Below are 26,612 nucleotides of genomic sequence, written 5' to 3'. Positions count from 1 at the left end.
GAAGGACGATTCCCCCCTCATAGCAGGTGCTTTCGACAATCCCAGGTGGCCCGGATGAAGCAGCCACGGCGCACCTGAGTGTCGGCGCATGGACGCCGTCCCCTCCCTCGAGAGCAGTTCCCCGGGCCCTGGCACGTGCCCAGTCTCGCCGCACTCCGAGAAAGGGTACGCGAGCGAACTCTCGACATCCCGGAAACCTCGGCGATTGGGGCTTATGATCGATGAAATCGATCAGCGCTTGAAGGCCTGGGTCGGGCGGGTGCTCGGCGAGGCGCCTGTCTCCCTGGCCGCACCGGATCGAGACTCCGTGGACCGGGGTGTGGGGCTCTACTTGCTGGAGCTCGCACCGGCTCCTCCGCCTCGCACGTCGCGCCGGCCTCCGCTCCGGGTGTCGCTCTGCTACCTCGTCACCACCGGTGGGGAATCTCCCGAGCGCGCCCACCACCTGCTGGGCGAGCTCGTCTTCGCGGCCATGGATGAGCCGGATTTCGAGGTGGACCTGTCGCCCGTGCCGGTGGCGCTGTGGTCCGCGCTGGGCGTGCCGCCGCGCCCCTCCTTCCGCTTGCGTGTGCCGCTCGAGCGCGAGCGTCCGATGCCCTCCATCCCTCGCGTGAAGGTGCCGCTCATCACCCGGCCGGTGCCGTCGGTACCGCTGCTGGGCCGCGTGGTGGGGCCTGGAGACATCCCCATTCCGCAGGCGCAGGTGGAGTTGCCGTCCATGGGCCTGAGCGCGCGCACCGACGCGAAGGGCCGTTTCCGGTTTGCCTCGGTGCCTTCCGACACGCCGCTCGGACGGCTGGAAGTGCGTGCGAAGGGAGAAGTGCTCGCGGTGCGTGCCGAGGAGCTCCCCACCGAGCAGGGAGCGCTGTTGGTGCGGCTGCCGTTGAAGGAGGGGTGACGTGGCGACGAGTTATCTGACACCCGGCATCTATGTGGAGGAGGTGTCCACGGGGCCGAAGCCGCTGGAGGCGGCGGGGACGAGCACCGCGGGCTTCGTGGGCAGGGCCCCCAATCCCGGCGCGCGTCCCAACGAGCCGGTGGCCATCAACAACTGGTCCCAGTTCCTGAAGGTGTTCTGTCAGGGCAAGGACGTGAAGAGCACGAACCTGTCCCTGGCCGTCTATGCCTTCTTCGAGAACGGCGGCCAGCGGTGCTTCGTGGTCAACATCGGGGACAGTCCCAGTCTGTTGGGCAGTGGGGGGCCGCGCCGCGAGGGGTTGGACCTGCTGCGCGAGGTGGACGAGGTGGCCATCGTCGCCGCGCCCGGCTACACCGACCCGGGCTCCTACAACGCGCTGCTCACCCACGCCGAGCAGATGCAGGACCGGGTGGCCGTGCTGGATGCCCCCGAGGACGCCTCCGTCGAGCAGTTGTGCGAGGTGGGAACGGTCTCGGCGCCACCGGCGAGCAAGGAGGGTGCTCCACCCGAGGCCCCGCGCCGCTCCAGGGGACAGCGGGCCCGGGCGTCGAAGTACGGCGCGTATTACTTCCCGTGGATCTCCCTGTACGACCCCTTCAATCCCAAACAGCTGGTGAACGCGCCGCCCTCCGGGCACATGGCGGGCATCTACGCGCGGGTGGATGGGACGCGCGGGGTGCACAAGCCGCCGGCCAATGAGATTGTTCGCGCGGCCGAGGGCCTGGCGACGCCGCTGACGCGCGAGGAGCTGGGCGTGCTCAACCAGTGCGGCGTCAACTGCATCCGCTTCTTCCCTCGCGACGGTATCAAGGTGTGGGGCGCGCGGACGCTGTCGGACGACCCCGAGTGGCGCTACCTCAACGTGCGCCGGCTCTTCTGCATGGTGGAGGAGACCATCGGCCAGGGCACGCGCTGGGTGGTGTTCGAGCCGAATGACCTGACGCTCCGGCGCTCGGTGGTGCGGGACGTAAGCGCCTTCCTGCGGCGGCTGTGGCGGGACGGGGCGCTCGTGGGCCGCACCGAGCAGGAGGCGTTCTTCGTGAAGTGCGACGACGAGACGAACCCGCCCGAGGTCGTGGACGCGGGCCAGTTGGTCGCCGTCGTTGGCATCGCGCCGGTGAAGCCGGCGGAGTTCATCATCTTCCGCATCGGCCAGCACTCGGGCGGTGTGGAGCAGACGGAGGAGGCGGCCCGTGGCTGAGCCGAGTCAGGCGGAGAATCCACCCCCACAGCAGCCGGGTGCCCAGCCGGGAACGCTGGTGGACCCGCTGCGCGCATACAACTTCAAGCTCGACATCAACGGGGTGAACGAGGGGCACTTCACCGAGTGCTGTGGGCTCGAGATGAAGGTGAACGCGCTGCGCTACCGCGAGGGCGGCGCGGGTCCGGTGGTGCGCCGGCTGCCCGGGCCGGTGTCCTATGGGGATGTCACCCTGCGCTATGGGCTGACCACCTCGCGCGAGCTGTGGAACTGGTTCATGGAGTCGGTGAATGGCACGCCGAGCCGCAAGAACGTCTCCATCCTGATGACGGGGCCGGATGGTCTCACGGAGGTGTTCCGCTGGAACCTGGTGGATGCCTGGCCCTCGGAGTGGCGGGGGGCGGCGCTGGATGCGCTCGGGCAGACGGTGGCCATCGAGTCCGTGACGCTCGTCTTCGAGTCCATCAACCGTGGCGGATGAGCTTGCCAACAAGCGCCGGAGCAGTGCCCTCGTCCGCGCGGTGGCGCGGTGGGTGAGGGGTTGGGCGGAGTCCGTCCTGATGGAGCCCGTTCCGCCACTTGCCGAACGGGCCGAGCAGGAAGCGGGAGGACCGCCCGAGCACTGGTTGCGTCTGGTGCAGTCGACACGGCGAGGACCGCCCGTGGACTGGGTGGAGCGCGTTCGCCGGGGGGCACCGCACCTGCTCGAGGGACTGGACGTGCCTCTCGTGGTGGGACCTCCGAGGCCCGTGGCGCCCATGGGGCCTTCTTGGCGGGAGCCCGCTCCTGCTCGGGGCGCCGTGCCCACGTCCCAGGCGCGGCCTCGCGCCCGTTTGATGATGCCGTCGCCGACGGCGTCTTCCGAGCCTCGAGGGGTGGAGAGCGAGGCCTCGTTCGTGGAGAGCCCGGCTCCCGTGCACGTGCCGTCCGCGGGGCCGCGAGCCGTCGAGCCTCCCGCGCGTCCACTCCTGGCCCGTGCGCCTGAATCTCCCGCTGCTGGCCCCGGGCGCGGAGCTTCACGGGGGAGTCTTCTCTTCCCGCGTGAGGCCGGATCCGCTCCGGCACCTCGCGATACGGGGCCCACGCCCACGGCTCACCGCACGAGCTCGCAAGAGGGAGCTCGCCCCGCCCGAGTACGCCTGCGGCCACTTCCCGAGAGCTCCGTCTCCACGGCGCGTCCGAATCCCGAGTCTTTCCTCGGGCCACCTCCGGGAGGGATGGGGAACCCGGTGGCTGCACATCACATTCGGAACCGGGTGCCCGAGCACTCCGCTCAGGCCCCCGTGCCTTCCCTGCCTCTCCTTCCACCACGGGCCCACGCACCGGGCGCGGTCCCATCGCCAGCTGCGCGGTCCTCTCCGTTCCCGATGCCGGATCCCTCTCACCGGGAGATTCCACGCCCTCGGGAGACGGCCAGCGTCGAGCTGTTCTCCGCGCCCGACGTGGTGTCCTCCTCCACGGCCGCTCCCCATCCGTGGCCGGAGCCGCCGGAGCTTCCTTCCATCGAACCGGGCGATCCGCTGACCGTGCTCCGCGACTGGGAGCGGATGCGGCGGCTCGAGCGCGAGCAGCGAGGTGAGTGATGGAGCGCGTGGCCTTCCTCATCGAGCCCGAGGGCCTCCGGTTGGGCGCGCTGCTCAACCCGGAGACGCTCGTGATGCGCCGGACGGCGGGCGTGCGGCCCCGGCGCGCGCTGGGTGTGCCGCTCACCGGGGCGGGGCTCACGGACGACCCGCTCCTCTTCACCGGCGGCGGCACCACCGAGCTCACCCTGGAGCTCCTCTTCGACGTGACGCTGGCGGGCTCCTCGGTGACGTCCGAGGACGTGAGGGACCTGACTCGCCCGCTGTGGCAGCTCGCGGAGAACGCGCATGCGGAGGAGGGTTATGGCCGGCCCTCGTTCCTGCGCGTGGTGTGGGGCAAGGTCCTCAACATGCCGTGCGTGGTGGCCGCGGTGGCGGAGCGGCTGGAGCACTTCACGGACAGCGGCGCGCCCCGGCGCTCCTGGCTCTCGCTGCGCCTGCTGCGCGTGGAGGAGGACGTCGCCCAGCAGATGGAGGCTCCGCGCGTCCCCGAGGGCGGCGTTGATGCCGAGCAGGTGGCCGCGTCGCTCCCTCCCGAGGCCTTCGACACCCAATCGGTCCTCAGCGGTGGACCGGAGCCGGGCTCGGGCCAGCGCCTGGATGAGATTGCCTGGGAGCGCTACCGGGACCCTTCGATGTGGAGGCTCATCGCGTCGATCAACGGAGTCGATGACCCCATGCACCTGGACACGGGCACGGTGCTCCGCCTGCCTCCCGCTTCCGCGCTCCGGGGGACACCATGAGGTCCGTCCGGGGATTGCCCGAGCTGCGGGTGGAGGTGGGCGGCACGCCGATGACTCCCGAGGAGCTGCGCTCGCTGGAGTCGGTGCGCGTCCACCAGCATCTGTCCCTGCCCACGCAGTGCGAGCTCACCTTCACGGACCCGCGAGGGCCCCTGGCGACCCGGGGCCTGCCTCCGGGCAGTGCGCTGCGCATCTCGGTGGCGGCCCGGCGCGAGCCGCTCTTCGTGGGCGAGGTGACGGCGGTGGAGTACGTCCATGGTGCCTCCGGCTCGCGGCAGGTGCGCGTGCGGGGCTATGACCTGCTCCACCGACTGCGCAAGCGTCAGCCGGTGCGCGCGCACGTACAGGTGACGCTGAGGGACCTGGCGCGGGAGTTGGTGGCGGACCTGGGCCTCTCCGTCGAGGCCTCCGAGCCCGGGCCTCTCTCTCGCCACCTCATCCAGCATGGGCAGTCGGACCTGGAATTCCTGGTGGAGCAGATGGAGCGCTGTGGCCTGTGGCTCGTGCAGGAGGAGGGCGTGCTGCGCCTGCTGTCCCTGGATGGCCACGGAGACCCCGTGCCGTTGGAGCTGGGCGACACGTTGCTGGAAGCGACCGTGGGAGTGAATGGAGACCCGGCGTGCCGCTCGGTGTCCTCGGCGGGGTGGAATGCCCTCCAGGGCGAGGTCTACAAGGCCGAGCTCTCCGATGCCCGCGTGGGCCGGAGGGTGGAGGCGTCCGTTCCTCCGGAGCGGGTGGGTGGCAGCGGCGAGCGGGCTCTCGTCACGGAGAACCTCGAGGGCACCGCGCATGCCGAGGCGCTGGCCCGGGCCGAGCTGGACCATCGCCTGGCCCGTGAGGTGGTGCTCACCGGAGTCGCGGAGGGAGACCCGCGGCTGCGTCCCGGGGCTCGAGTGGAGGTGCGGGGCGTGGTGCCGGTGGTGGAGGGCCAGTACGTGCTGACGTCCGTCATCCACACGCTGGATGCCCGGCACGGCTTCATCTCCGAGATGTCCTCCGCGCCGCCTCCACGCCGCACCCGCCCGCGTGCGTCCTCGGTGGTGCCGGGCGTGGTGAGCCGCGTGGATGACCCGGATGGCAAGGGCCGGGTCCGTGTGTCGCTGCCCACCTGTGGCGACGTGGAGACGGACTGGATGCAGGTGCTCTGCGCGGGGGCTGGCGCGGGCAAGGGCCTGGTGATGCTGCCGGACGTGGGCGACACGGTGCTGCTCGTCCTCTCCGGCGAGGACCCGGCGCAGGGCGTGGTGGTGGGCGGCCTCTACGGGTCGAACGGGCCGCCGGACGCGGGCATCTCCGGCGCGGCGACCCGCCGCTTCAACCTGCTCACCCCCGGAGGGCTCAAGCTGCGGTTCAACGACGAGACCCAGACACTGCGCGTGGAGGACCAGGCGGGCAGCTACCTGCAACTGTCTCCCCACGTGGTCCGCCTGCATGCCGAGACGGCGCTCGAGATCGAAGCCCCCGGCAAGTCCATCACGATCGAAGCCAGCACCATCGATTTCCGGAGGAGAAGCTGAATGCTTTGGGTGACCCTGGACGCATTGATGCAGTGCGCCCACCTGGGCAAGGTCGGCCTCATCGCCTCGCAGTCGTGGGTGACCATCGACGGCCGCCCGGTGCTCGTCCAGGCGGACCCGGAGGGCCGGCCCATCTCGGGCTGTCCCAACATCGGGCCCACCATCAAGCCGTGCACCACCACGCTCAAGGTGCAGGCGGGCTACTCCACGTGGATTCGCGTGGACGGCAAGCCCGTGGTGCTCGACCTCGTCACCGGGCTCACGGATGGCACGCCGCCGGGCGTGGTGAAGTACAAGGACACCACTCCGGGCCAGTCGTTCGTATCGGAGGCCGGATGAGCGCTCCACGCTATCGCTCCTGGCGCTTCCTCCACCCGGACCTGGACGTCGTCGGCGTCGGGCCCGCGGGCCTGCGCCTGTCGCCCTCGGGGGGCATCTCCATGGTGCAGGAGGAGGCCTCGGTGCGTCAGGCCATCCTCCTGCTGCTGTCCACCGTGCCCGGCGAGCGCGTCATGCGCCCGGACTACGGCTGCGAGTTGCACCGGCTCGTCTTCGGTCCCAACGACGACACCACCGCGGGCCTCGCCATCCACTATGTGCGCCGGGCCCTGGAGCGCTGGGAGCCGCGCATCGACATCCTCCACCTGGATGCCAACCGGAGCGCCGAGGAGCCCTTCCGGCTCGACATCTCGCTCGAGTACCGCGTGCGCACCACGCAGCGGACCGGCCAGCTGCTCTTCGGCCTCGACCTCACGGGAGGGCCCGTCTGATGTCGCTCCCTTCGCCCAACCTGGATGACCGCAGCTTCCAACAGCTCGTGGAGGAGGCCCGCAACCGCATCGCCCGCGCCAGTCCCGAGTGGACGGACCTGAGCGCGCATGATCCGGGCATGGTGCTGGTGGAGGTGTTCGCGCACCTGACGGAGACGATGCTCTACCGGCTCAACCGGCTGCCGGAGAAGGCCTACGTCGAATTCCTCCGCCTCATCGGCGTGCGGCTACAACCGCCGAGTGCCGCCACGGTGCGGTTGCGCTTCAGCCTCGCGCGCCCCAGCGAGCGGCCGGTGGAGATACCGCGGGGCACGGGCGTCACCACCTCGCGAGCCGAGGCAGGCGCCGAGCCCGTCATCTTCCTCACCGCCGAGCCCCTCCGCATCGACCCGGGGAGCACGGAGGCGGAGGTGCTCGCCTACCACGGAGAGCAGGTGGAGGCGGAACTGGCGGGCGTGGGCACCGGGCAGCCGGGCCTCACCGTGACGGCGCGCCGGCCGCCCATCGTGGCGCCCACGGGGGATGGCCGCGACCTGATGGTGGGCGTGGAGGCCGAGCCCGGTGAGCTGGACGGGCGCGTGCCGGCGCGCAAGCTGGGGGACAAGACGTTCCGCATCTGGCGCGAAGTGGAGAGCTTCTCCAACCTGCCGCCGGACGAGCCCGCCTACGTGGTGGACCGGATGACGGGCACCATCACCTTCGCGCCCGCGGCGCGGATGACGGGAGAGGACGGCACGCTGTCCACCGAGCTCCGGGCCCTGGCGGCCATCCCGAAGGCGGGGAGGGCCATCGTGCTGTGGTACCTGCGGGGCGGAGGGCTCGCGGGCAACGTGGCCGCGGGGGCCCTGGACACCCTGAAGGTGGCGCTGCCGGGGGTGAAGGTGACGAACCCCTCGCCGGCCGTGGGAGGCCGTGCGGCGGAGACGCTGGAGAATGCCCTCGTCCGAGGTCCGCAGGAGCTGCACTCGCTGGGGCGCGCCATCACCGCGCAGGACTACGAGCGGCTGGCGCTGCGCAGCTCGGGAGCGGTGGCACGTGCCAAGGCCTTCACCCAGGCACAACTGTGGGCGCACGCGCTGCCGGGAGCGGTGGAGGTGCTGCTGGTGCCGTACCTGCCACCGAATGTGCAGGGGCCCTCGGGCGAGGGCGTCACCCAGGAGGCGCTGCGGCAGCACGAGACGGAGGAGGCCCGGGACCGCATCGAGAAGGCGTTGAACGAGCGGCGGCCCCTGGGCACCACCTGCCAGGTGACGTGGGCCCGCTACAAGACGGTGCGCGTCCGGGCGCGCGTGGTGGTGCACCGGGCGGAGGACCCGGCCGCGCTGAAGCAGCGCTCGCTGGAGCGGCTGCACCTGGCCCTCAACCCGTTGCCCACGCGGCTGCAACCGGGGGGCTGGCGCTTCGGCCAGTCGCTGCGGGCCTCGCACGTCTACGACACCCTGCTCGCCGAGCCCGGTGTCAGCTACGTGGACCAGGTGCGCCTGCGGGTGGACGAGGTGCCCCAGGACGTGCGGACGCTCTCCGAGGACGCCTTCCAGCTGCGCACCTTCTACGCCGGGGGAGGGGATGCGCTCTTCCGCACCGTCACCGACGCGGACGGCTGGGAGCGCGTGGGCCGCTTCCCCGGGGAGCAGGTGGAGGTGGTGGAGGCTCACCCGCAGCGAGCGGGCCTGGTGGCCGTGTCCGCGCGGCTGACGGCGGAGCCCCAGCGCTCCCGCATCCACCTCTCGCTGGACAGCGGTGAGACGTGGGAGCGCACCACGCACACGCTGGACCATGTGGAGGACCTGGCGTGGATGGTGCGAGACGGCGTGCCCGTGCTGCTGATGGCCACGCGCGTGGGCCTTTTCGAGCTGGCGGTGGAGGAGGGCGCCACGCCGCTTCAGGTGCTGGTGGACCCGTCGGACCACGACCTGGGCTTCTTCGCCGTGGCCGCCGCGCCGGACTCGCGCGGTGGAGTGAGCGTGGCGGCGGCGGGGATGAGCCTGCGCGGCGTCTACCTCTCGAGCAACGGCGGACGGAGCAACAGCTTCCGGCCCATCGGCCTGCGCAACCAGGACGTGCGCGTGCTCGAGGTGCAGCGCGATGGGCCTCGCTCCTTCCTCTGGGCGGGGCTGGCCGCGGCCAGTGGCGCGGACCCGGGCAAGGGGTGCTTGAGCTGGGAGCTGCTCGGCTCGGCGGACCCGCCGGACGGGTGGCGCGCCTATGACAAGGGCTGGGATGGAGGCAGTTGCCTCGCGCTCGCCTTCGACGGGGCCATGGCCTATGCCGCCACGCACCGCGCGGGTGTGCTGTGGGTGGACGCGAGCCGGCGCGATGCCGTGTGGAGCCGCCCCGGCGTGGACAGCGGTCTGCCGTTGCGCGAGCGCGAGCGCCTCTTCCAGCCCGTGTTCGCCCTGGCGATGGCGCCCGGAGGAGGGCTGCTGCTCGCGGGAGGGCCCGCGGGCGTCTACCGCCAGCGACAGGCCGGGGGCCAGTACGACAACTGCTCGACACAGGAGTTCACGGAGAAGGTGACGCTGCCACCCACCTGGCTCCTCGTGTCGGGCCCGCATGAGCTCGAGGTGGTGACCGTCGATGAAGCGGAATGAGATCGCACGGCTGCTGCCCGGCGTCTTCCAGCGCACGCTGGAGGGGGGCCCGCTGCTGGCGCTGCTGGACGTGATGGAGGCGCTGCACGAGCCCTCCGAGGCCTCGCTGGCCGAGCTGCCCGCGCTCTTCCATCCGCTGCGCGCGCCCGAGCGCTTCGTGCCCTTCCTGGCGCGCTGGGTGGACCTGGGCGTGCCCGTCACCACGGGCCTGGGGCGGATGCGCGAGCTGGTGTCGGCGGCGGTGGAGCTGTCGCGCTGGCGCGGCACGGCCCGGGGGCTGCTGCTCTTCCTGCGGACGGCCACGGGCCGCGAGGACTTCGTCATCGAGGAGCAGGTGCCCGGCGCCAACGGGCGTCCCCGGCCCTTCCACCTGCGCGTGCGCGCCCCGGCCGAGCTGGCCGAACACCGGCCCATGGTGGAGGCCATCATCGAGCGGGAGAAGCCCGCCTACGTCACCTACGAGCTGCTCTTCGGGCAGCCCACACCAGGAGCGAGCTGATGCCTCGCAACTTCGACATCACCGCGACCACGAGCAGCGTGAAGCTGGATGGCTCGGGCCAGGGCGAAGTGACCTTCACCGTCTCCAACAAGCTGGGGATGGGAGTGACTGTCCGGGCCACGGTGGAGCCGGCCGGCAATACCAGGGCCGAGTGGATGAGCTTCCCGGATGGCATGGAGCGCACCCTGTCTCCGGACGGAACGGCGGTCATCCCGGTGAGGATCTCCGCGCCCAAGGGCACGCCGCCGGGCGCGTACAACTTCGGCCTGGTGGTGGCGAGCGTCTCCAATCCGGACGAGCAGTATGACCGGGGGCCCTCGGTGGCCTTCAACGTGGCGGAGGCCCCGGCGCCGGTGAAGAAGCCCTTTCCCTGGTGGCTCGTCGCGCTCGCCGCCGGGGTGGTGATCATCATCGTGGGAGTGGTGGCCATCCTCTCCTCGCATGGCAAGAAGGTGGAGGCACCGGGGATTGGCCAGCCCTGCGCGGCGAAGGGGACGAAGTGCGCGGCGAACCTCACGTGCGGGCCGAACAACGTGTGCCTCGGGGCGGCGGGCTTCGAGGGCTGCGACAAGCCCGAGCTGTGCGCGACCGGGCGCTGCGAGGCGAACAAGTGCCAGGAGCAGGTCTCCCTGGGCGACACCTGCGACTCCCCCGATGACTGCCGCGCGCCGCTGTCCTGCTTCCAGGGCTTCTGCCTCATTCCCCTGGGCGAGAAGTGCACCCATCCCTCCCAGTGCGTCACCGGCGCCTGCACCAACCAGGTGTGCTCGCGTGCGGTCGTCCTGTGCCCCAGGTGTCCGGCCGGTACGGTCTGCATCAACGGCACCTGCGTGCAGACGGGTATCGTCCGAGATCCCCGCCTCATGAGAGAACTGGAGGTCCAGCAGTTCCAGAGGACTCCCCAGCCACCTTGAGGGCCGATGCCAGGTACATCCGACAGCACCAACACCCGGGGCCCCGCGCCCGCGAAGCCGTCCTTTCCCTGGTGGCTGGTGGGAATCCTCGGAGGAGGGTTGCTCATCGTGGTCGGGGTGGTGGCCGCCTTCTTCGCGAAGGGCAATCCGCTTCCCGGGCTCGGGGCCTTCTGCGCGCAGCAGGAGCCGCGCTGCCGGGAGGGACTGGTCTGCAGCGAGAACAACCTCTGTCTCGGCGCGGAGGGCTTCGAGTGCTCGAGCGGGGACGAGTGCGCGAGCCATGAGTGCGTCCAGGGCGCGTGCCTGACGCCCGTGTCGGGGCCGGGGGGACCGTGCGACGAGGACGTCGACTGCGCGCGGCCCACGGTCTGCGAGGCGGACCGGTGCCTGCTGCCGGACGGGCTCGCCTGCACGGATGCGGACCTGTGCCGCTCGGGACGGTGTGAGCGGAGCCGGTGCGCGCCGCGGCTCGCGCCGGGTGGGACCTGCCAGGAGAACACCGACTGCGCCGAGCCCGCGAGGTGCCTGGACGGCCGGTGCCTGCTGCCCGATGGAGCTCCGTGCACCCGTGCGGAGCTGTGCGACTCGGGCCGGTGCGAGAAGGGGACCTGCCAGGCTCCCGTGGGCCTGGGCGAGCCGTGCACGACGGATCGCAACTGCCGCGAGCCCACCCGCTGCCACCAGGGGCTCTGCCTGAGGCCGGACGGGACGGAGTGCAAGAGCGCTGCGCAGTGCATCTCGGGCCACTGCGACAACGGCCTCTGCCGCACCGTGGTGCCTCCGGGAGGGCAGTGCCGCCAGGATGGGGACTGCCAGTTCCCGACACGCTGTGTCCAGGGCACCTGCCAGTCCCGGGTCTCCGCGGGCGGGTTCTGCCGGGACACGGGGGAGTGCATGCCTCCGGCGAGGTGCTCGAACAACCTCTGCCTGCTGGCCCTGGGGACGAAGTGCGGCAGGGACACCGAGTGCGAGATGGGCAACTGCGAGCGCGGCGTGTGCCGGCGCGGGTGCACGCCTCCGTGTGGCTCCGGGTTCTCCTGCGACGACGGGAAGTGCAGGAGGACCATCGTGGTGCCCGTGCTGCGGCCGTGCACCGCGGACACGGACTGCACCGCCCCATCGGTGTGCAGCAGTGGGCGTTGCAGGAAGCCCTCCGGAGAGGCCTGTTCGATCAACGAGCAGTGCCTCTCTGGCGGCTGTGTGAACGAGAGGTGCCGATAGACCATGCCCCAGCCCAAGCCCTCCACCATCCTCCTCATCCTGGCGGTGTTTGCCTGCGTCGCGATGTACGTGCTGGGCGTGGGCCTGGGCGCGCAGAACCAGTCCAGTGGGGGAGGTGGCAACCCGGTGTCGAAGGAGGAGCGCGAGCGGCTGCGCGAGCGCTTCGTCAAACCCCGGCCCGTGGCGGAGGAGGACCTGAAGACCACGGGCTGTGTGCTGTCCGGAGGCACCGTGCAGGTGGCGGTCGGACTCACGTGCCAGGTGGACATCGCGGAGAAGGGCAAGCGGCTGCGCACGGTGAACGTGGAGCCCCTGTCAGGGAGCCGGGTGAACGCGGAGCTTGTCCCGAAGGGAGGGCCCTCGGTGCCCGCGACCCTGAAGAACCTGGCGGAGCGCCGGGAGCTCGACGTACCCGGGGAGGGCGCCACGCTCTCGCTGGCGTGCACCCAACCGCAGCCGGGCGCCTCCGTGTGCCCCGTGCGCCTGCGGTGAGGCTCAGGCCGCGGTGCGCTTGAGCTTGAGCACGCGGAGGATGGAGACGAGCGCGCCGATGAACAGCACCACGGCCCAGATGATGCCGAGGATGGCCACGATGATGGCGCCGATGGCGTCGGTGATGCTCACGAGGATGATGGGCACCCACCCGTGCAGGAGGCTGACGACGGCGCCGGCCAGCAGCGAGGTGAGGACGAGCAGAACCAGTCCCTTGTTCTGGAGGAAACGCGGGTGGGCGAGCGCCAGGCAGACGCTGGCGGCCACCTTGAGGGTCATGAGCAGGCCGAGCGTGGCGGCGGCGCCCCCGCGGTTGAAGAAGCCCCAGATGGCCAGGTAGGCGATGGTGCCGAAGGGCACGGCGGTGAACAGGGACACCATGAGCAGTAGCAGGCCGATGGCGGCCACGAGCATGGTGATACCGGCGAGCAGGGCCACGATGGCGCCCACGAGCGACACCACGCCCTGCAACTGCCCGTGAACGCGCTCGGGGATGAGGAGGCTGGCGCCCATGAGCCCGAGGGTGAGGAGCAGGAGCCCGTCCACGAGCGCGAGGTAGGGGATGCCCATGCCCGGGGTGGGCGGGTTCTTGCTCTGCATGGCGAGCACGTCCTGCACGCTGACATCGCCCTGGGCGCCCTCGCTGCGCAGGCTGGCCTCGATGTCCGAGCTGCTGGCGACGGGACGGGGCAGCAGGATGGAGGCGCCCACCTCGATGAGGACACAGAGCCCGAGCAACACCAGTGCCGCGATGAACAGAGGCTTGCGCAGCTCCATACGTTCGCACCCTCCGGCTCGAGGCCTGGCGCCACGAACCCGGCGGAGCATAAGCATGGGGGGCCAGGCTGGCCGGGGAGGGGAGCCCCGTCTGTCCAGGCGCGGACGGGGTGCCAGGGGGGTGAAAGCGCCCACCCCCCCGCCTGACGGCTTGCGGCGGACGGGCCCCTGCACTAGTGCTCCCCGTATGGCCGACGTGCTCCCCGAAGCGTTCCTGCGTGCCGTTGCTGAAGGATTCCCCTCGGACTTCCTCACCCGCGAGCCGAGCGAGCTCCAGGAGTACGGGCGAGACTGGACGCGCGTGCACTCCCCGGCCCCGAGCGCGGTGGCCTTCCCGCGCACCACGGACGAGGTGGCGCGCCTGCTGGCCCTGTGCAACCAGCACCGCGTGCCAGTGGTGCCCTCGGGAGGGCGGACGGGCCTGGCGGCCGGAGCGGTGGCCTCGCGGGGCGAGCTGGTGTTGTCCCTGCGGCGGATGAACCGGATGGACCCGGTGGACCTGCTCGGCAACACGGTGCGGGTGCAGGCGGGTGCCATCACCGAGGCGGTGCACCACCACTGCGCCGAGCACGGTCTCACGTGGCCGGTGGACTTCGCCTCGAAGGGCTCGAGCCAGGTGGGTGGCAACATCGCCACCAACGCGGGAGGGGTGAAGGTCATCCGCTACGGACTCACCCGGCAGTGGGTGCTGGGCCTGCAGGTGGTGACGGCGCAGGGGCAGGTGCTGGAGCTCAACGGGGCGCTGGAGAAGAACAACACGGGGGCGGACCTGCGCCAGCTCTTCATCGGCAGCGAGGGAACGCTGGGCATCATCACCGAGGCGACGCTCAAGCTGGCGCCGCTGCCGGGCAAGCAGGACGTGTTCCTCTTCGCGGTGCCGGACGTGGCGGCGGTGCTGAGGCTGTTCCGCGAGGCCCGCCGGGCGCCGCTGCTGTTGAGCGCCTACGAGTTCTTCACGGACAAGTGCCTGGCGCGCGTGCAGCGCCACCGCAAGCTGCGCTCGCCCTTCGAGGCGCCCAGCGGCTGCTACGTGCTGATGGAGGCCGAGGGGAAGGACCCCGCGCAGGTGGAGGGCTGGCTGGGCTCGCTCTTCGAGAAGGGGCTGGTGACGGACGGCACGATGGCACAGAGCCCGTCGCAGGCGAGCGAGCTGTGGGCCTTGCGCGAGGGCATCAGCGAGAGCCTGTCGGCCACGGGGCTGCCGCACAAGAACGACGTGTCGCTGCCGGTGGCGAACCTGGAAGCCTTCTGCTCCGAGCTGGACGCGGTGTTCAGCGAGCGCTACCCGGGTTGGGAGATTGCGCTCTTCGGGCACATCGGAGACGGCAACCTCCACATCAACATCATGAAGCCGGACACGATGGAGAAGGCCGAGTTCCTCGCGCACACGAAGAAGGCGGACCCGACCATGTTCGAGCTGGTGCGCAAGCACGGCGGGAGCATCTCGGCCGAGCACGGCATTGGCCTGCTCAAGAAGGACTACCTGTCCTTCTCGCGCTCGCCGGCGGAGCTGGAGATGCTGCGCACGCTGAAGCGGGCGTTGGATCCGAACGGCATTCTCAACCCGGGGAAGATCCTCGACGCGTAGAAGACCCCCCACCCCACAGAACGAGAGCAAGAGGGCTGGTTGCTGTGCAAGTCCTTCGACTTGCCGCCCCTGGTCTTCCTGTGGCTCGGCATCCGGGTACGAGACTGACGGCACAGGCGTTCGCTTGTGCCCAGGCTCATGGAGTATCCTCTTCCACTTTGAGTCTTTTGGCGCTGGAGGCATTTCGCCATGAGAGTGGAAGCCATGGGCATGAGTTCCTGCCTTGGTCCTGTGGTGAACTGCCTGCGCCGCGTTTCGCGCGGGCATCGTTCGGCCAAGAGCCTCAGTAGACGTTGCGACTTTCGTTTCCGGTGATGGCGAGCCCCAGTCGGTCACTGTTTACGAGTTGCCGGTGTCGACCTTTGGTTTCTCGGGCGTGGGCCGACTCGTTGCCATTGCCATGGAGGCACTGGAGGATCTCTCGACGCAGCTTCCACTCCAGAAACTCGGCCGCGAGGTGGGCGTCTTCGTGGCGCTACCTGACTTCTCGAATGGCTCGGGACCCAGGGAGGTCGCAGCCACCACCAGGGACCTGGGGTGCCAGGTCCTGGGCCGGGCCTTGGAAGGGCTTGGGCTGTCCTGGCCCGAGGACCGGTGGCGCTTCTTCACGGGTGGCTCGGCGGGCTTTGCGCTCGCGCTCCAGGCTGCGCGCCAGGAGTTGGAGCGCCGAGCACTGGAAACGTGCATCGTGGGCGGGCTCGATTCGCGGGCGGATCCGGAACACCTTCGTTTCCTGCTGAGTGAGCGCCGGCTCAAGACCGCGGACAACCCGGTCGGCCTCATGCCCGGTGAAGCCGGTGCCCTGCTGGTCCTTCGCCTTCGCGGGCAAGGCCGGGGAGCCGAGGTCACCCCAGCCGTCGAGCTGACCGATGTCCACATCGAACATGAACCCGCTCATGTGGGCACCAGCCTTCATGCGAATGGTGTGACGCTCTCTACGTGCATACAGGCGGCGATCGGCTCCGCTCCCCTGGGAAGCCGCGAGCTGGTGTTCGTGTCCGACCTCAATGGAGAGGAGCGGCGTGGGCGGGAGTGGGGGAACGCGTTGGTTCGGTTGAAGGGCGGTGGGGCCCTGCGGGAGGCCGTGCGCGAGTGGATACCGGCCACGGGGTTCGGAGATGTGGGGGCTGCGGCCGGAGCCGTAGGTACTTGCATTGCAGTGCGCGCTTTTCAACGCCGCTATGCGCGGGCTCAGCGCATCATCGTCGTCTCGCAGTCGGACTCGGGAGAACGCGCTGCATTCGCGGCAGTGGCCCATGACGTTCCAGCACGAGGAGGCCGTACATGAATACGCGTGGAAGGAGGGTGTCACTCCAAGAACTCATGCTGGGCGCCTATGTTTTGTATGGGCGTGCCATTGCCAACGGCCGGCCCAACATCCGGGACTTCGGCCCCACGCCCGGAAGCTCGGGCGCCATGAAGCGCAATGAACAGCGCAAGCAGCAGGTACAGGCAACAAAGGACCGGCGCAGCCAGCAAAGCAATGGCCAGCAATACGCGGGGACTCACGTCAATTCACAGGCCCAGTACCGTGCCATCCTCGCCAAGGGCAGCAGCTATGCCAGCAATGGCGCGACGTACATCCGCAGCAACCGTCCCTTGGAGTACAGTACCTTCTCGCACCTGGGCCCATCGAGCTTTCAAGTCGATGTCACGTCTCGGGCCAGCATTGCCCAGGCCTCCAATTTCAACCCAACGCTGAGCGGGCAGAGTCAGCCTTACCCCTGGCGCGCTCACCACATGATTCCGGGTGAGGCTTTCTACACGGAAGATTCCAACGGTCAGCCCATCTTCGACAAGCAAGAGAATTTCGACATCCTGCGGCAAACTCCCTACGACATCGACCACGGGCATAACATGATCCTGCTGCCCAGCGTTCCCTGGGCTGTCCCCGTGCATGCGTTGATGCAGCACCCCAACAACCACAATGGTTACACTCTCGAGGTAATGGACAGGCTGAAGCTCATCGACTCGGATATCGATACGCTTCGTGGTCAGGGCAAGCCACATGAGGCCATTGTTGCCGACGTGTTCGAAGCCTTGAAAAGACTGGAGTCCGACCTCTGGGATGATCTTCTTGAGGAGTCACGAGCGGCCGTTCGTGGTGCCGCCGAGGGTCAGCGCCATGACGGGCCATGGTGCCGCTGGAAGACCCAGGAGGGAAGGGAGTACCTCTGGCCGGCTCTCTGGTAGAGCGTGAAGGGAGGATGAATGGGCTTCTGGATGATCGGTGACCGCAATGATGGAGCTGTGCTCGATGCCTACCCGTTGAATGGTCCGGAGGGATGGCGCTATCTGGAGTCGCATCGCCTCGCGTCCGAGTTCCCCACTGGCGTGGCCATGAAGTTCTCGCCCAGCTTTCCGGAGCAGCGAAAGGTCTATGACTTTGTCACCAACACCCTGAACATCCGCGTTGTTTCCAAACACGTCCGGCGCATTGTTCTCGAGTTGGCTCCGGATGACGTGGAGTTCCTGCCCGTCACACTGATGGACCATCAAGGCGGCGTGGCCTCACGAGAGCACTTCATCATGAACGTGCTCGCGCGACGAGATGTCATCGACCTTGAACGGGCGGATGTCCGCATGGGCGCCATCCTCAAGACGGAAATAGATCGGGTGAGGAATCTGGTGCTCAAGGGAGACCTCGAGCCAGGTGGGCCGAAGGTCTTCCGGCCGCTGCATCTGCGCGTGGGTACCATGATCGACGAAACCATTCACGCGGCCTTCTCAGGTGCGGGTCTCACAGGGTGCAAGTTCTTCCCGGCTAATGGCTGGAACGGCAAGAGGAACTGAGCAGCGGAATCCCAGAGCCAGGATGGCATGAGGACCTGGAGTGAGCATGGAAATCGACTTCGCACTGCTCCGACAGAACGCAGGGGATGCGGTACCAGCCCTTATCACGCACATCGAACCGGAGAGCGATCGTGACACCCTGGTCAAGCATGTCCGTGAGTTGTGCCAGTGCTTCGTCAACATCGCGGCCGCGACGCTCCTGCTGGAGGGGCGCTCCCAACCGTTCTTCCTCAATCTCTGTCGGGCGGCGGAAAACTGGCGCCGCCTCCTCGTTCACCTCGAGCAGCGCAAGTTGAGGCCGCCGCCTGCATCCTGGGGCATCACCCCACTGGCCGGTGCAGTCGCGGCGGGCCATTGGAGCCTCGCGGCGGAAGTGGCCGAACGGATGTCCACGGAATGGCGGAAGGAAGAGGATGAGTACGCAGTGGAGTTCGCATGGGCCTCGACTCTGGGGGCGCTGGTGCTGCACGCACAGCGCGGTGTGGACCCCAGCGCGCGGTTCGACTACCTGGCCCGTGTCGCTCGTGAGGATTGTTGGCTCGCGCTCGGGCGGTCGCTCGTGGCGGCGGACTCATCCGGTTTCAGGTCTGCGTTCGCTGCCGCCTTGTCTGTACACGAGGCCCGCACCGAGGCTCGCGCGCGCAGTTTCACCACGCGCGAGGAGCACTTCGCCGCGCATCGATACTTGTGGTTCGAAGGGCTGGCTCTGCTCAGGCTCGCTGGGAAGCGCGAGCTCGATATCTCGAATGAGCGCTACCGCTACTGCCCGCCCTTGGCCCTGGTGCCGATGACGGAGCGCTATCAGGGCGACTGGGTTGCTTCCATTGGCGATGCCCCCCGGGATGGCGGGAGATGAGACGGCGAGGGGAGAGGCTTTGGCAGAGGATGCATCCACGAGTGACACCCTGAGGACAGGGGCGGCGGGGGGGGGTGCAGTTCGTCTCGGCCAACCGGGACGAGTCGGTCTACTCCAACGCGCACAGCTTCGACATGGATCGCACGGGCACGCCGAGCCTGGCCTTTGGCCAGGGCATTCATTTCTGCGTGGGTGCGCCCCTGGCCCGGTTGGAGGCGCGCGTGGCCGTGGAGGCGCTGCTCGAGCGATGTGCCCGGCTGGTGCGTGAGCCCGGGCCGGTGAAGTGGAACGTGGCGGTGACGACCCGCGGGCCCTCAGTGTTGCCCATGGAGCTGCACCCGGCCTGACGTTGTTGAAGTGGGTCTATTCCTGCTCCTGACTGGGGGCACGCAGCTCCTTGAGGAGAAACTCCTCCTGCAGGGGCGTGAGGTCGAAGCGCCGGGCCGCCTCATCGACGAGCTTGAGGAGGCTTGCCTGCGGCTGCTCGGCGCGACGAGCGGCAATCCACCGGACGGCCTTGCGTAGCGGTTCGCCCTCGGGCTGGATTTGTTCGTACATGGCTGGAGTCCCTGGCGGTCGGGTTGCCCCCGGTGGGCAACCACTCCTCAAGGATTCGGGCGGGGAGCGCAGGAGACAAGCCAGAGGCGGTAGAGGGGTCTGCCGCCTTGGTGGGCGAGGGCGGTGTCGAACGAGCCCACGCGCCTCGAAGTAGAGTGGCCCGAGAATGAGCACCTCACCTGGCAGCGGCGGCCGCACCCGGTTTCTCTCCATCCTGAGTGGTCTCTTTTTCATCCTGGCGTGCGGCGTGCTCGGGGGCGTGCTGGGAATCTCCCTGGGCGTGCCGATCGACAAGATGCTCACCACCCATCCCCACGCCTTGGCTGGGCTGGGCGGCCTGTTGTTTGGGACGCCCCTGGGCTTCTTGATCGGCCTCGTCACCGGCGCGGCCATCGTCAAGCGGATGCCTCCACCCCGGCGGGTGCGACTCGGGGGGACGGTGCTGCTCGCCGCCATCGTGTTCGTCGCCATCGATGCGCTGGCCATCTCCACCGGCCTCGTGGAGTGGTAGCCCTCACCCTTCACGTCACGTGGGTTGAATCCAGGTGACGTATGAAGTAGTGTCTTGAGGGATAACGCGCCTCCTGCCCAGGGATTGGGAGTGCGGGCCTCCATGCATGTCCACGGCTCCGCATTCCCGAGAATGGAGGGCCGGAGGACTTGGGGGGCGGACGCAGAGGGATGATGCTGAGCCCTGAATCGACGGACTGGAGAGGACACGCTGGAATGGCGGAGGAGAACCAGCCCCCTCATCGTGAGGCCACCTACGAGGAGCTCGTTGCCCTTCCGCCACACCTGGTGGGGGAGATTCTCGGAGGAAAGCTCTTCGCGTCACCCTGGCCTGCAAGCCCTCACTCGGCCGCCAGTCTCGCGCTTGCGGCGGAGCTGGGCGGCCCCTTCCAACGGGGTCGGGGCGGACCGGGAGGCTGGTGGTTCTTCACCGAGCCGGAGCTGCACTTCGGCAGGGATGTGCTGGTGCCGGATTTGGCGGGCTGGCGGCGCTCGCGCATGCCCGTGCGCTCCGATGTTCCCCACTTCACCCTCGCCCCGGACTGGGTTTGCGAGGTGCTCTCTCCCTCGACGGCCCGCATCGACCGGACCCTCAAGAAGCAGATCTACGCCCGAGAGGGATTGGAGTTCCTCTGGCTCGTGGATCCGGCGCTTCGCCTGCTGGAAGTCCTCCGGCTCCACGGCGGTCAATGGTTGGAGCGGGGCTCCTGGAGTGGTGGTTCCCACGTCCGCGTCGAGCCCTTCGAGGCCCTCGAGCTGGAGTTGGAATCCGTCTGATTCTCCGAGTCGCCCGGGGAGCCCGGCTGAATCACCGGGCTCCGAGCGGCGAACGGCTCAGGACACGATGCGCGTCTTGATGTCCGTCTGCAGGCCGGCGATGGCCTGGGCCACCGGTTTGGCCACGTCCTGGTCCAGGTCCATCACCAGGTAGCCGATGTTCGAGTCCGTGCTCAGCACCTGCGCGTGGATGTTGGCGTTGAGGTCCGAGACGATGCGGTTGATGTCACGCAGCACGCCCGGCGTGTTGCGGTGCACGTTGAGGATGCGGTGCGTCCTGGGAATCAGCGGCGTCTCCACCTGCGGGAAGTTCACCGCGCCCGTGGTGGCTCCGCTCCTCACGAACTTGATGAGCGAGGTGGCCACCTCCTTGCCAATCGACGCCTGGGCCTCTTCCGTGGAGCCGCCGATGTGCGGGGTGAGGATGACGTTGGGCAGCCCCTGCAGCGCGGAGATGAAGCCGTCGCTGTTCGTCTCCGGCTCCTCCGGGTAGACGTCCACCGCGGCGCCGCCGATGTGGCCCGACTTGAGGGCCTCCGCCAGCGCCGGGATGTCCACCACCGTGCCGCGGCTCGCGTTGATGAGGTAGGCGCCCTTGTGCATCCGCGCCAGCTCGGCCGCGCCAATCATCTTCTCCGTGGACTGCGTGGCCGGCACGTGCAGCGTCACGAAGTCCGAGGACTCCAGCAGCTCCTTGAGCGTGGCCGTGGGACGCGAGTTGCCCAGCGGCAGCTTCGTCATGACGTCATAGAAGAGCACGCGCATGCCCATGGACTCGGCCAGCACGCCCAGCTGCGAGCCGATGTGCCCGTAGCCGACGATGCCCAGCGTCTTGCCGCGCACCTCGTGGCTGCCCACGGCCACCTTGCGCCACTGGCCCGTGTGCACCTCGCGGTTGCGGTCCCCGAGCTGGCGGCTGAGCATGACGATTTCCGCGATGACCAGCTCCGCCACGCTGCGCGTGTTGCTGAAGGGCGCGTTGAAGACGGGCACGCCGTGCTTGTTGGCCGACGTCAGGTCCACCTGGTTGGTGCCGATGCAGAACGCTCCCACCGCCAGCAGGTTGGGCGCCTTGGCCAGAGCCGGCTCCCACACGTTCGTCTTGCTGCGGATGCCCAGCACGTGGACGCTCTGGATGCGGGCCTCCAGCTCCTCGGGCTTGAGCGCTCCCTTGAGCTTCTCCACCGAGAAGCCCTCCGCCGCGAACATCTCCTCGGCGGATGAGTGGATGTTCTCCAGCAGCAGGACCTTCAGGGGCCCTTCGATGGACACAGGAGTGGACGGTGATGGGAACGTGGGCGTGCTCATATTGACTCTCCGCGTTAGACCCCGCCCTCCGAGCTGTCAAGCATCGGCTGCTGAAAGGAGGGGCCGCCCGCCACGAGGACGAGCGGCCCGGGGGTTCTTCTGTCCGCCCGGTTGCTGCAGCTGTCGTCGTTGACGGCCACCTGCGTGCCCGCCGAGGGCTGGTCGTAATTGAAGACGAAGCGCGTGTTGGTGCAGTCGTTGGCGCTGGTGACGCAGTGGCCCGCGGTGAGCACCAGGTCGTCGTCGATGCGTGTGCCGGAGCAGAAGGCCGCCGTCGGATCATCCCGGAAGCGCTGGCTGGTGCAGAGGTTGTAGGCGGTACCCAGGTTCTGCCCGGGGAAGGTGACGTTGTTGGGGTTCGTCGCGTCGAAGTCCGACGGGCTCATTTTCTCGGGAAATGAGATAGAGACGTCAAGCCGGTAAAACCGGCAAGCGCATGATGCCCCAAGGAAACCCGTACCGCGTCAAACGTTTGACGGAGCGTGAGGAGACGGACGGCCCGGCGGTGTGAAGGAGGGCCGGGCTACTCGTCGTCGGGGTTGCGCAGCCAGGCCAGGGCATCCTCGCGCGTCTCGAAGGTGCGCGTGGGGATGGTGAGCATGGCCTTCTTCGTCATGCGCCAGGCCTGCAGGCCGGAGGCGGCATCGCTCACCACGCGCGCCGAGCGCTTCATGTGGTGCAGCTGCGCGAAGGCGTTGAGGTTGGCCATGATGGCCACCATGTCTGGCGGCATCACGCGCAGCTGACCCTGGTCCACCAGCGCGCTCCAGGGGCCGTTCATGCGGATGATCGTCTCGCGGATGCGCTTGAGGTAGTCCGACACGTCCTCCGCCGAGGGCTGCGGAGGGTAGACGACGTCGATGATGCGGTCTGCCTCGTAGACGGTGATCTGAAAGGGCATGCGTTGCTCGGTGCTCCCAGGCGCGCGGCCGGGGGGGCCGACGCGGGCAGCACTCTAGCGCCAGAGAGGCCCGGGTCGAAAACTCCCTGTCAGACGTCGTGGCTCCTTCCGTCCCTGGCGCTGGACTGGAACCGATGCGCCAGAGGGCGTGACGGTGGTCGCACCCGGCAAGGAGGTCTCATGAACACGAAGCTGTATGTGCTGGGCGCGGTGCTGGGGACGGCGCCGGCCCTGCTGCCGGTGGCGTGCACCTCGTGGGCCCCTCCCTCGCACAAGCGGGAGGAGGAGCCGCGGGGTGGGGCGTCGCGGCAGGCGGATCATCCCATCGGTGGCAACGGGGCCGAGCCCCTGCCGCCCACGCAGGTGGCTCCGGGCCTGGCGCCCGGCGTGCCCACGCACCCGTGCGAGCTCATCACGGTGATGCAGGTGCCGTGTGACCCCAGCGCGGCCACGTGCGAGTACACCTACTGGGAGTGCCCCGAGAGCGTGCAGCCGCTCAGGGCATGAGCGCGGTCCGTGCGCGGGCCGCACTGGGCGCGGCGGGTCGGGGCTCTTCCGGGAGCCCGGCTCGCCGCGTTCGGCGTTTGGAGGGCGGGAGTCAAGGCCTCCTCCGGTGCGGCTCGGAGGCTCGCCTGCCCTACGTTCCGGAGATCGGACGCCCGGGTCCCGGTATGCGGAGCTTCTTGGCGCCTCTCTTCCCGGGTCCCTAGCTTCGCAGAGGCTTCGGGAATGGCTCGTGTGCCAGAGCCCGGAGGCTGTTCATCGAGGAGGCCAGGACATGAAGACGCGCGTGAAGGTACTGGGGGCGGTGGCGCTGGCGGCGGTGCTGGGCGGCGTGGGGTGCGCCGGGCCGAAGGAGGCGACGAAAGACGTCGAGGCCGCTGTGCCGGGGCTCGCGCAGAAGCGCGAGGGCCTGGTGACGAACGTGGACCGGAAGGACAACCGCATCGAAGTGAACGACGTGGACCACCCTGGCGCGCCGGATGCGTGGTTCGCGCTCTCCCCGAAGACGAAGCTGGAGCGGGACGGGCAGATGGTGACCTGGGACGACATCCACGAGGGCACGCCGGTGCGCGTCAGCTTCGAGCCGGAGGTGGGCGCCGAGAAGACCTACAAGGTCGAGATCCTCACCGGCGTGAAGGCCGACGAGGTGAAGGTGAAGGCCGAGCACCTGGGCAAGTAGTCCGGTTCGCGCGCCTGGCCGGGAGGCGGGGATGAGGCGGGCTCGGGTGGGATGGGTGCTCCTCGCGCTCTGCGCGGGGAGTACCTCGGCACATGCGGCACCCTGGTCCAACCTGCGCGAGCTGTCCGTGTGGGTGGGCGGCGGGGTGGAGGGCTATACCCTGAACCTGGCGCCGCGGGTAGACCCCGGCGTCACCTATGGGGTGTCGGTGGGCGCCCGGCCTCCGCGGCTGCTGGGATTTGATGTGGGCCTGGAGCTCGGCTATTCGCACGCCCACAACGATCTCGACGCGAGGAGGGTGCCGCAGGGCGCGGGCGACGGCCTGGCCCTGGTGCGCGATGGGGCCTATGCGGCGGCCTCCGTGGGGCTGCTCTCCTCCCGGGTGCGGCCCTACGTGATGGGCGGGCTGGGCTTCAGCGTCTACAACATCCGCGGCACCGTGCAGGGCTTCGGCGACGAAACCGTGGGCCACGTCCCCATGGGGGCCGGGGTCCACACGTCTCTCGGGGTCTTCTCCGCCGACGCGCGCCTCGAGTACGACGTCCTCTTCGATCAGCGCTATGCCGCCGGGGCGCCCGTCCCGAACGTGGGCGGGCGTACCCCTCTCACCATTGGCCGGAGCGGCCGCTACTCCGGCAGGCTCAACCTCGGCGTGGCGTGGTGACGTCAGTTCACCGGGGCCGGAGTGGTGGCCTTCAGGTGCGCTTCCAGGAAGCCGAGCATCCGCGAGTAGGCCTCCACCTCGTTCTTCTTCTTGGTGAAGCCGTGGCCCTCGTCCGGGAAGATGACGTACTCCACGGGGACGCCGTTCTTCTTCACCGCCTCCACGATTTCATCCGACTCGGGCTTGATGACGCGCGGATCATTGGCGCCCTGGAGGACGAGCAGCGGCTTGGAGATCTTCTCCGCGTGGAAGAGGGGAGAGATGTCGCGCAGCATCTGCTCCTGCTTGTCCGGGTCGCCCATCTCCTTGTAGAGGGCCTCGCGCTGGGCCTCCCACCAGGGCGGGACGTTCTTGAGCGTGCGCAGCCAGTTGGAGACGCCGAAGATGTCGATGCCGGCCTTGAAGGCATCCGGGTGGAAGGCGAGCGCGGCCAGCGTCATGTAGCCGCCGTAGCTGCCGCCGGCGATGCCGATGTGCTCAGCATCCACGTAGGGCAGGCTGGCCAGGTACTTGCGGGCCTCGACACAGTCGAGCAGGGGCTCGCGGCCGTGCTTCTGATCATCCGCCGCGAAGAAGCTCTTGCCGTAGCCGGAGCTGCCGCGGTTGTTGATGCCCAGCACCACGTAGCCGTGGTTGACGAGGTACTGGATGACCGGCGAGTAGCCCTTGCGCGTCTGCCCGCCGGGGCCGCCGTGCACCCAGACGATGGCGGGTGCCTTGGCCGTGGCGCTGGCCTGGTGCGGCTTGAAGAGGATGTTGGGAATCTCCATCCCGTCGAAGGACTTGAAGCGCACCACCTGGGCCTCGACGAGGTCCTCCGCGTCGATGTCCTTGCTCAGCGACTGGGTGAGGCGGGAGACCTTCTTCGAGCCGAAGTCGTAGATGTAGAGGTTGGACGGGGAGCGGTCTCCGTTGTGGTAGAAGGCCATCCGCTTCTCATTGTTGGAGATGGTCACCGAGGTGATGTCTCCCGCGGGGAGCTGCGGCAGCTCCAGGAGCTTGCCGGCCTTCAGGTCGTGCACGCGCACGACGGTACGGCCGTCCTCGTTGATGGCGGTGATGCGGAAGCCGCCCTTGCGCGAGAAGTAGGTGTACATCACGTCCCACTCGGCGCTCTCCACGTCCTCCGTCTTGCCGGTGGCCAGCTCGTAGCGGGCCACGCGCGTGAATTCGGAGCCCTGGTTCGTGAGGAAGTAGAGCGAGGTGGAGCCCGGGTCGAAGGCACTCACCCGGAAGCGCACCTCTCCCTGGTGAGGGGTGATGTGCTTCATCTCCTTCGTCTCCACGTTGTAGAGGTGGATGTCCGCGTCGTTGGTGCTGCGCGGCTTTTCGAAGGCCAGCCATTTGCCATCCGGCGAGATGTCCGAAAAGGAGAGGCCGGAGTCGTTCTGGTACACGAGCGTGCGCGCGTACGTCTTCGCGTCGTAGCGGTAGACGTCGAAGAAGCGCGCGTCGCGCTCGTTGGTGGCGACGTAGAAGGCCGAGTCGTCGCGGCTCCAGGCCATGAACATGGCCTTCAGCTTGTCGCCGGGCGTGAGATCCTTCTCCTTGCCGTCCGGGGTGCGCACGAAGAGGTGGTCGGCCTCGTTGCCGCCCTGGTCTCGCGTGAAGAGGATGCGCTCGTCCTTGGGGAAGTAGTCCACGGCATACGTGGAGTCCGTCTTGGACTGCGTGAGCGCCTTCGCCTTCCCTCCCGTGATGGGCAGGGTGTATGCGTTGAAGATTCCGCTCTCGTTGGAGGAGAAGAGCACGCGCGTCTCGTCTGGCGAGAAGGCGGCGCCGTTGAGCTTCGTCGTCGCCATGAACTGCTCGACGGTGTACTGCTTCGAGGGCCGGGACACCGCCGCGGCTGGGGTTGTCTTGGGGGCCGCGAGCGCGAGGGCAGGGACGAGCGTGGCCGCGGCCATCACTCGCAGGAGGGTGGTCCTGAGCTGCATGAACTCTCCGTGAAGAGGAATCGCCTGGAGCCTGGAGGGCTCGAGGCGGGCACACCTTGGCGGGTGGCGCTCTTCGTACGAACTGCCTTCCTTTCGATTTCCTGCTGTCCCACCCCTGAAAATCTTCCCGCCTTCCGGCATCGGCCCGCGGGACAGGGGGGCCAACCCCTTGGAATCCATGAGGGGCGCGCTGGCACGCGATGCGCAATGAGAAGGGCACGGGTCGGGGTTGTGGGGTGGGTCGGGGGTTCGGGGCCGGGAGCGCTCGGGCGGATGGGTGTGGGGGCGGGGCAGGGGAGACGCCCGAGCG

General features: G+C 68.8%; 29 protein-coding genes and 1 pseudogene. 24 read left to right on the top strand and 6 right to left on the bottom strand.

The window, feature by feature from the left end:
* The first annotated feature begins 214 nt into the window (after window positions 1-214).
* From DAT35_RS12425 to DAT35_RS12365, 13 genes are all read left to right on the top strand, one after another.
* Window positions 215-898: a carboxypeptidase-like regulatory domain-containing protein gene (locus DAT35_RS12425; RefSeq protein ID WP_108067146.1), complete on the top strand. Its 684-nt coding sequence runs from the start codon at window positions 215-217 to the stop codon at window positions 896-898.
* A gap of 1 nt (window position 899) precedes the next feature.
* Complete coding sequence (locus DAT35_RS12420) at window positions 900-2,120, top strand: phage tail sheath C-terminal domain-containing protein (protein ID WP_108067145.1); 1,221 nt, start codon at window positions 900-902, stop codon at window positions 2,118-2,120.
* The gene (locus DAT35_RS12415; RefSeq protein WP_108067144.1) at window positions 2,113-2,601 is read left to right on the top strand and encodes a phage tail protein; all 489 of its coding nucleotides are present in this window, start codon (window positions 2,113-2,115) and stop codon (window positions 2,599-2,601) included. The genes DAT35_RS12420 and DAT35_RS12415 overlap by 8 nt, the downstream gene beginning before the upstream one ends.
* Before the next feature lie 886 nt (window positions 2,602-3,487).
* Window positions 3,488-3,703 carry a hypothetical protein gene (locus DAT35_RS12410; protein WP_108067143.1) on the top strand — a complete coding sequence of 72 codons (216 nt, stop codon included), beginning with the start codon at window positions 3,488-3,490 and terminating at the stop codon, window positions 3,701-3,703.
* Complete coding sequence (locus tag DAT35_RS12405) at window positions 3,703-4,446, top strand: hypothetical protein (RefSeq protein WP_108067142.1); 744 nt, start codon at window positions 3,703-3,705, stop codon at window positions 4,444-4,446. The genes DAT35_RS12410 and DAT35_RS12405 overlap by 1 nt, the downstream gene beginning before the upstream one ends.
* Window positions 4,443-5,963 (top strand): phage baseplate assembly protein V, encoded by a 1,521-nt coding sequence (locus DAT35_RS12400; RefSeq protein WP_108067141.1) that lies wholly within the window; start codon window positions 4,443-4,445, stop codon window positions 5,961-5,963. The genes DAT35_RS12405 and DAT35_RS12400 overlap by 4 nt, the downstream gene beginning before the upstream one ends.
* Complete coding sequence (locus tag DAT35_RS12395; protein WP_108067140.1) at window positions 5,964-6,302, top strand: hypothetical protein; 339 nt, start codon at window positions 5,964-5,966, stop codon at window positions 6,300-6,302.
* A complete protein-coding gene (locus DAT35_RS12390) occupies window positions 6,299-6,733 on the top strand; it encodes a GPW/gp25 family protein (protein ID WP_108067139.1) in 435 nt (144 codons plus the stop codon). Before DAT35_RS12395 ends, DAT35_RS12390 begins: the two co-directional genes overlap by 4 nt.
* Window positions 6,733-9,324 carry a putative baseplate assembly protein gene (locus DAT35_RS12385; RefSeq protein WP_108067138.1) on the top strand — a complete coding sequence of 864 codons (2,592 nt, stop codon included), beginning with the start codon at window positions 6,733-6,735 and terminating at the stop codon, window positions 9,322-9,324. Before DAT35_RS12390 ends, DAT35_RS12385 begins: the two co-directional genes overlap by 1 nt.
* Complete coding sequence (locus tag DAT35_RS12380; protein WP_108067137.1) at window positions 9,311-9,823, top strand: phage tail protein; 513 nt, start codon at window positions 9,311-9,313, stop codon at window positions 9,821-9,823. The genes DAT35_RS12385 and DAT35_RS12380 overlap by 14 nt, the downstream gene beginning before the upstream one ends.
* Window positions 9,823-10,737, top strand: coding sequence for a hypothetical protein (locus tag DAT35_RS12375; protein ID WP_108067136.1), 915 nt, complete (start codon window positions 9,823-9,825; stop codon window positions 10,735-10,737). Before DAT35_RS12380 ends, DAT35_RS12375 begins: the two co-directional genes overlap by 1 nt.
* 6 nt (window positions 10,738-10,743) lie before the next feature.
* The gene (locus tag DAT35_RS12370; protein WP_108067135.1) at window positions 10,744-11,958 is read left to right on the top strand and encodes a hypothetical protein; all 1,215 of its coding nucleotides are present in this window, start codon (window positions 10,744-10,746) and stop codon (window positions 11,956-11,958) included.
* Window positions 11,959-11,961: 3 nt separating this feature from the next.
* Entirely contained in the window at window positions 11,962-12,450 is a 489-nt protein-coding gene (locus DAT35_RS12365) for a hypothetical protein (RefSeq protein ID WP_108067134.1), read from the top strand.
* Window positions 12,451-12,453: 3 nt separating this feature from the next.
* Here the strand turns inward: DAT35_RS12365 and DAT35_RS12360 are convergent, their stop codons facing one another.
* Complete coding sequence (locus DAT35_RS12360) at window positions 12,454-13,227, bottom strand: hypothetical protein (RefSeq protein WP_108067133.1); 774 nt, start codon at window positions 13,225-13,227, stop codon at window positions 12,454-12,456.
* Window positions 13,228-13,414: 187 nt separating this feature from the next.
* On the opposite strand from DAT35_RS12360, the gene DAT35_RS12355 reads away from it, so the two are divergent.
* The 6 genes from DAT35_RS12355 to DAT35_RS12330 all read left to right on the top strand — a co-directional run bounded on the left by DAT35_RS12355 (window position 13,415) and on the right by DAT35_RS12330 (window position 18,811).
* Entirely contained in the window at window positions 13,415-14,815 is a 1,401-nt protein-coding gene (locus DAT35_RS12355) for an FAD-binding oxidoreductase (protein ID WP_108067132.1), read from the top strand.
* A gap of 352 nt (window positions 14,816-15,167) precedes the next feature.
* Entirely contained in the window at window positions 15,168-16,103 is a 936-nt protein-coding gene (locus tag DAT35_RS12350) for a hypothetical protein (protein WP_108067131.1), read from the top strand.
* Window positions 16,100-17,008 carry an AHH domain-containing protein gene (locus DAT35_RS12345; protein ID WP_108067130.1) on the top strand — a complete coding sequence of 303 codons (909 nt, stop codon included), beginning with the start codon at window positions 16,100-16,102 and terminating at the stop codon, window positions 17,006-17,008. The genes DAT35_RS12350 and DAT35_RS12345 overlap by 4 nt, the downstream gene beginning before the upstream one ends.
* Window positions 17,009-17,026: 18 nt before the next feature.
* Window positions 17,027-17,608, top strand: a complete 582-nt coding sequence (locus tag DAT35_RS12340) for an imm11 family protein (protein ID WP_108067129.1) — start codon at window positions 17,027-17,029, stop codon at window positions 17,606-17,608.
* A gap of 46 nt (window positions 17,609-17,654) precedes the next feature.
* The gene (locus DAT35_RS12335) at window positions 17,655-18,464 is read left to right on the top strand and encodes a hypothetical protein (RefSeq protein ID WP_108067128.1); all 810 of its coding nucleotides are present in this window, start codon (window positions 17,655-17,657) and stop codon (window positions 18,462-18,464) included.
* Between the two features lie 74 nt (window positions 18,465-18,538).
* Window positions 18,539-18,811 (top strand): cytochrome P450, encoded by a 273-nt coding sequence (locus DAT35_RS12330; RefSeq protein ID WP_108067127.1) that lies wholly within the window; start codon window positions 18,539-18,541, stop codon window positions 18,809-18,811.
* A 16-nt stretch (window positions 18,812-18,827) separates the two neighbouring features.
* On the opposite strand, the gene DAT35_RS12325 is transcribed toward DAT35_RS12330, so the two are convergent.
* Window positions 18,828-19,022, bottom strand: coding sequence for a hypothetical protein (locus DAT35_RS12325; protein ID WP_108067126.1), 195 nt, complete (start codon window positions 19,020-19,022; stop codon window positions 18,828-18,830).
* A 166-nt stretch (window positions 19,023-19,188) separates the two neighbouring features.
* Here DAT35_RS12325 and DAT35_RS12320 point away from each other — a divergent pair, with 166 nt between their 5' ends.
* Together DAT35_RS12320 and DAT35_RS12315 are read left to right on the top strand one after the other, a co-directional pair.
* A complete protein-coding gene (locus tag DAT35_RS12320; protein ID WP_108067125.1) occupies window positions 19,189-19,533 on the top strand; it encodes a hypothetical protein in 345 nt (114 codons plus the stop codon).
* Between the two features lie 215 nt (window positions 19,534-19,748).
* A complete protein-coding gene (locus tag DAT35_RS12315) occupies window positions 19,749-20,309 on the top strand; it encodes a Uma2 family endonuclease (protein ID WP_233261430.1) in 561 nt (186 codons plus the stop codon).
* Window positions 20,310-20,366: 57 nt separating this feature from the next.
* Here DAT35_RS12315 and serA read toward each other — a convergent pair whose 3' ends face one another.
* From serA to DAT35_RS12300, 3 genes and pseudogenes are all read right to left on the bottom strand, one after another.
* Window positions 20,367-21,617 carry a phosphoglycerate dehydrogenase gene (gene serA, locus DAT35_RS12310; protein ID WP_108067123.1) on the bottom strand — a complete coding sequence of 417 codons (1,251 nt, stop codon included), beginning with the start codon at window positions 21,615-21,617 and terminating at the stop codon, window positions 20,367-20,369.
* 143 nt (window positions 21,618-21,760) lie between these two features.
* Window positions 21,761-22,003 (bottom strand): annotated as a pseudogene (locus DAT35_RS60640) (serine protease); the annotation flags it as partial.
* A gap of 137 nt (window positions 22,004-22,140) precedes the next feature.
* Window positions 22,141-22,518 (bottom strand): STAS/SEC14 domain-containing protein, encoded by a 378-nt coding sequence (locus DAT35_RS12300; RefSeq protein ID WP_108067121.1) that lies wholly within the window; start codon window positions 22,516-22,518, stop codon window positions 22,141-22,143.
* A 180-nt stretch (window positions 22,519-22,698) separates the two neighbouring features.
* Between DAT35_RS12300 and DAT35_RS12295 the strand changes: the two genes are divergently transcribed.
* The 3 genes from DAT35_RS12295 (at window position 22,699) to DAT35_RS12285 (ending at window position 24,365) form a co-directional block, all read left to right on the top strand.
* The gene (locus tag DAT35_RS12295; RefSeq protein ID WP_108067120.1) at window positions 22,699-23,025 is read left to right on the top strand and encodes a hypothetical protein; all 327 of its coding nucleotides are present in this window, start codon (window positions 22,699-22,701) and stop codon (window positions 23,023-23,025) included.
* Window positions 23,026-23,296: 271 nt separating this feature from the next.
* The gene (locus tag DAT35_RS12290; protein WP_108067119.1) at window positions 23,297-23,701 is read left to right on the top strand and encodes a hypothetical protein; all 405 of its coding nucleotides are present in this window, start codon (window positions 23,297-23,299) and stop codon (window positions 23,699-23,701) included.
* Window positions 23,702-23,732: 31 nt separating this feature from the next.
* Window positions 23,733-24,365, top strand: a complete 633-nt coding sequence (locus DAT35_RS12285) for an outer membrane beta-barrel protein (protein ID WP_146209677.1) — start codon at window positions 23,733-23,735, stop codon at window positions 24,363-24,365.
* A gap of 2 nt (window positions 24,366-24,367) precedes the next feature.
* On the opposite strand, the gene DAT35_RS12280 is transcribed toward DAT35_RS12285, so the two are convergent.
* Window positions 24,368-26,302 (bottom strand): S9 family peptidase, encoded by a 1,935-nt coding sequence (locus DAT35_RS12280; RefSeq protein ID WP_108067117.1) that lies wholly within the window; start codon window positions 26,300-26,302, stop codon window positions 24,368-24,370.
* Between the last annotated feature and the right edge of the window lie 310 nt (window positions 26,303-26,612).

Source organism: Vitiosangium sp. GDMCC 1.1324, assembly GCF_003044305.1.
Classification (GTDB): domain Bacteria; phylum Myxococcota; class Myxococcia; order Myxococcales; family Myxococcaceae; genus Archangium.
Note: the sequence above shows the minus strand (reverse complement) of the source record. Positions and strands in the feature narration are given on the sequence as shown.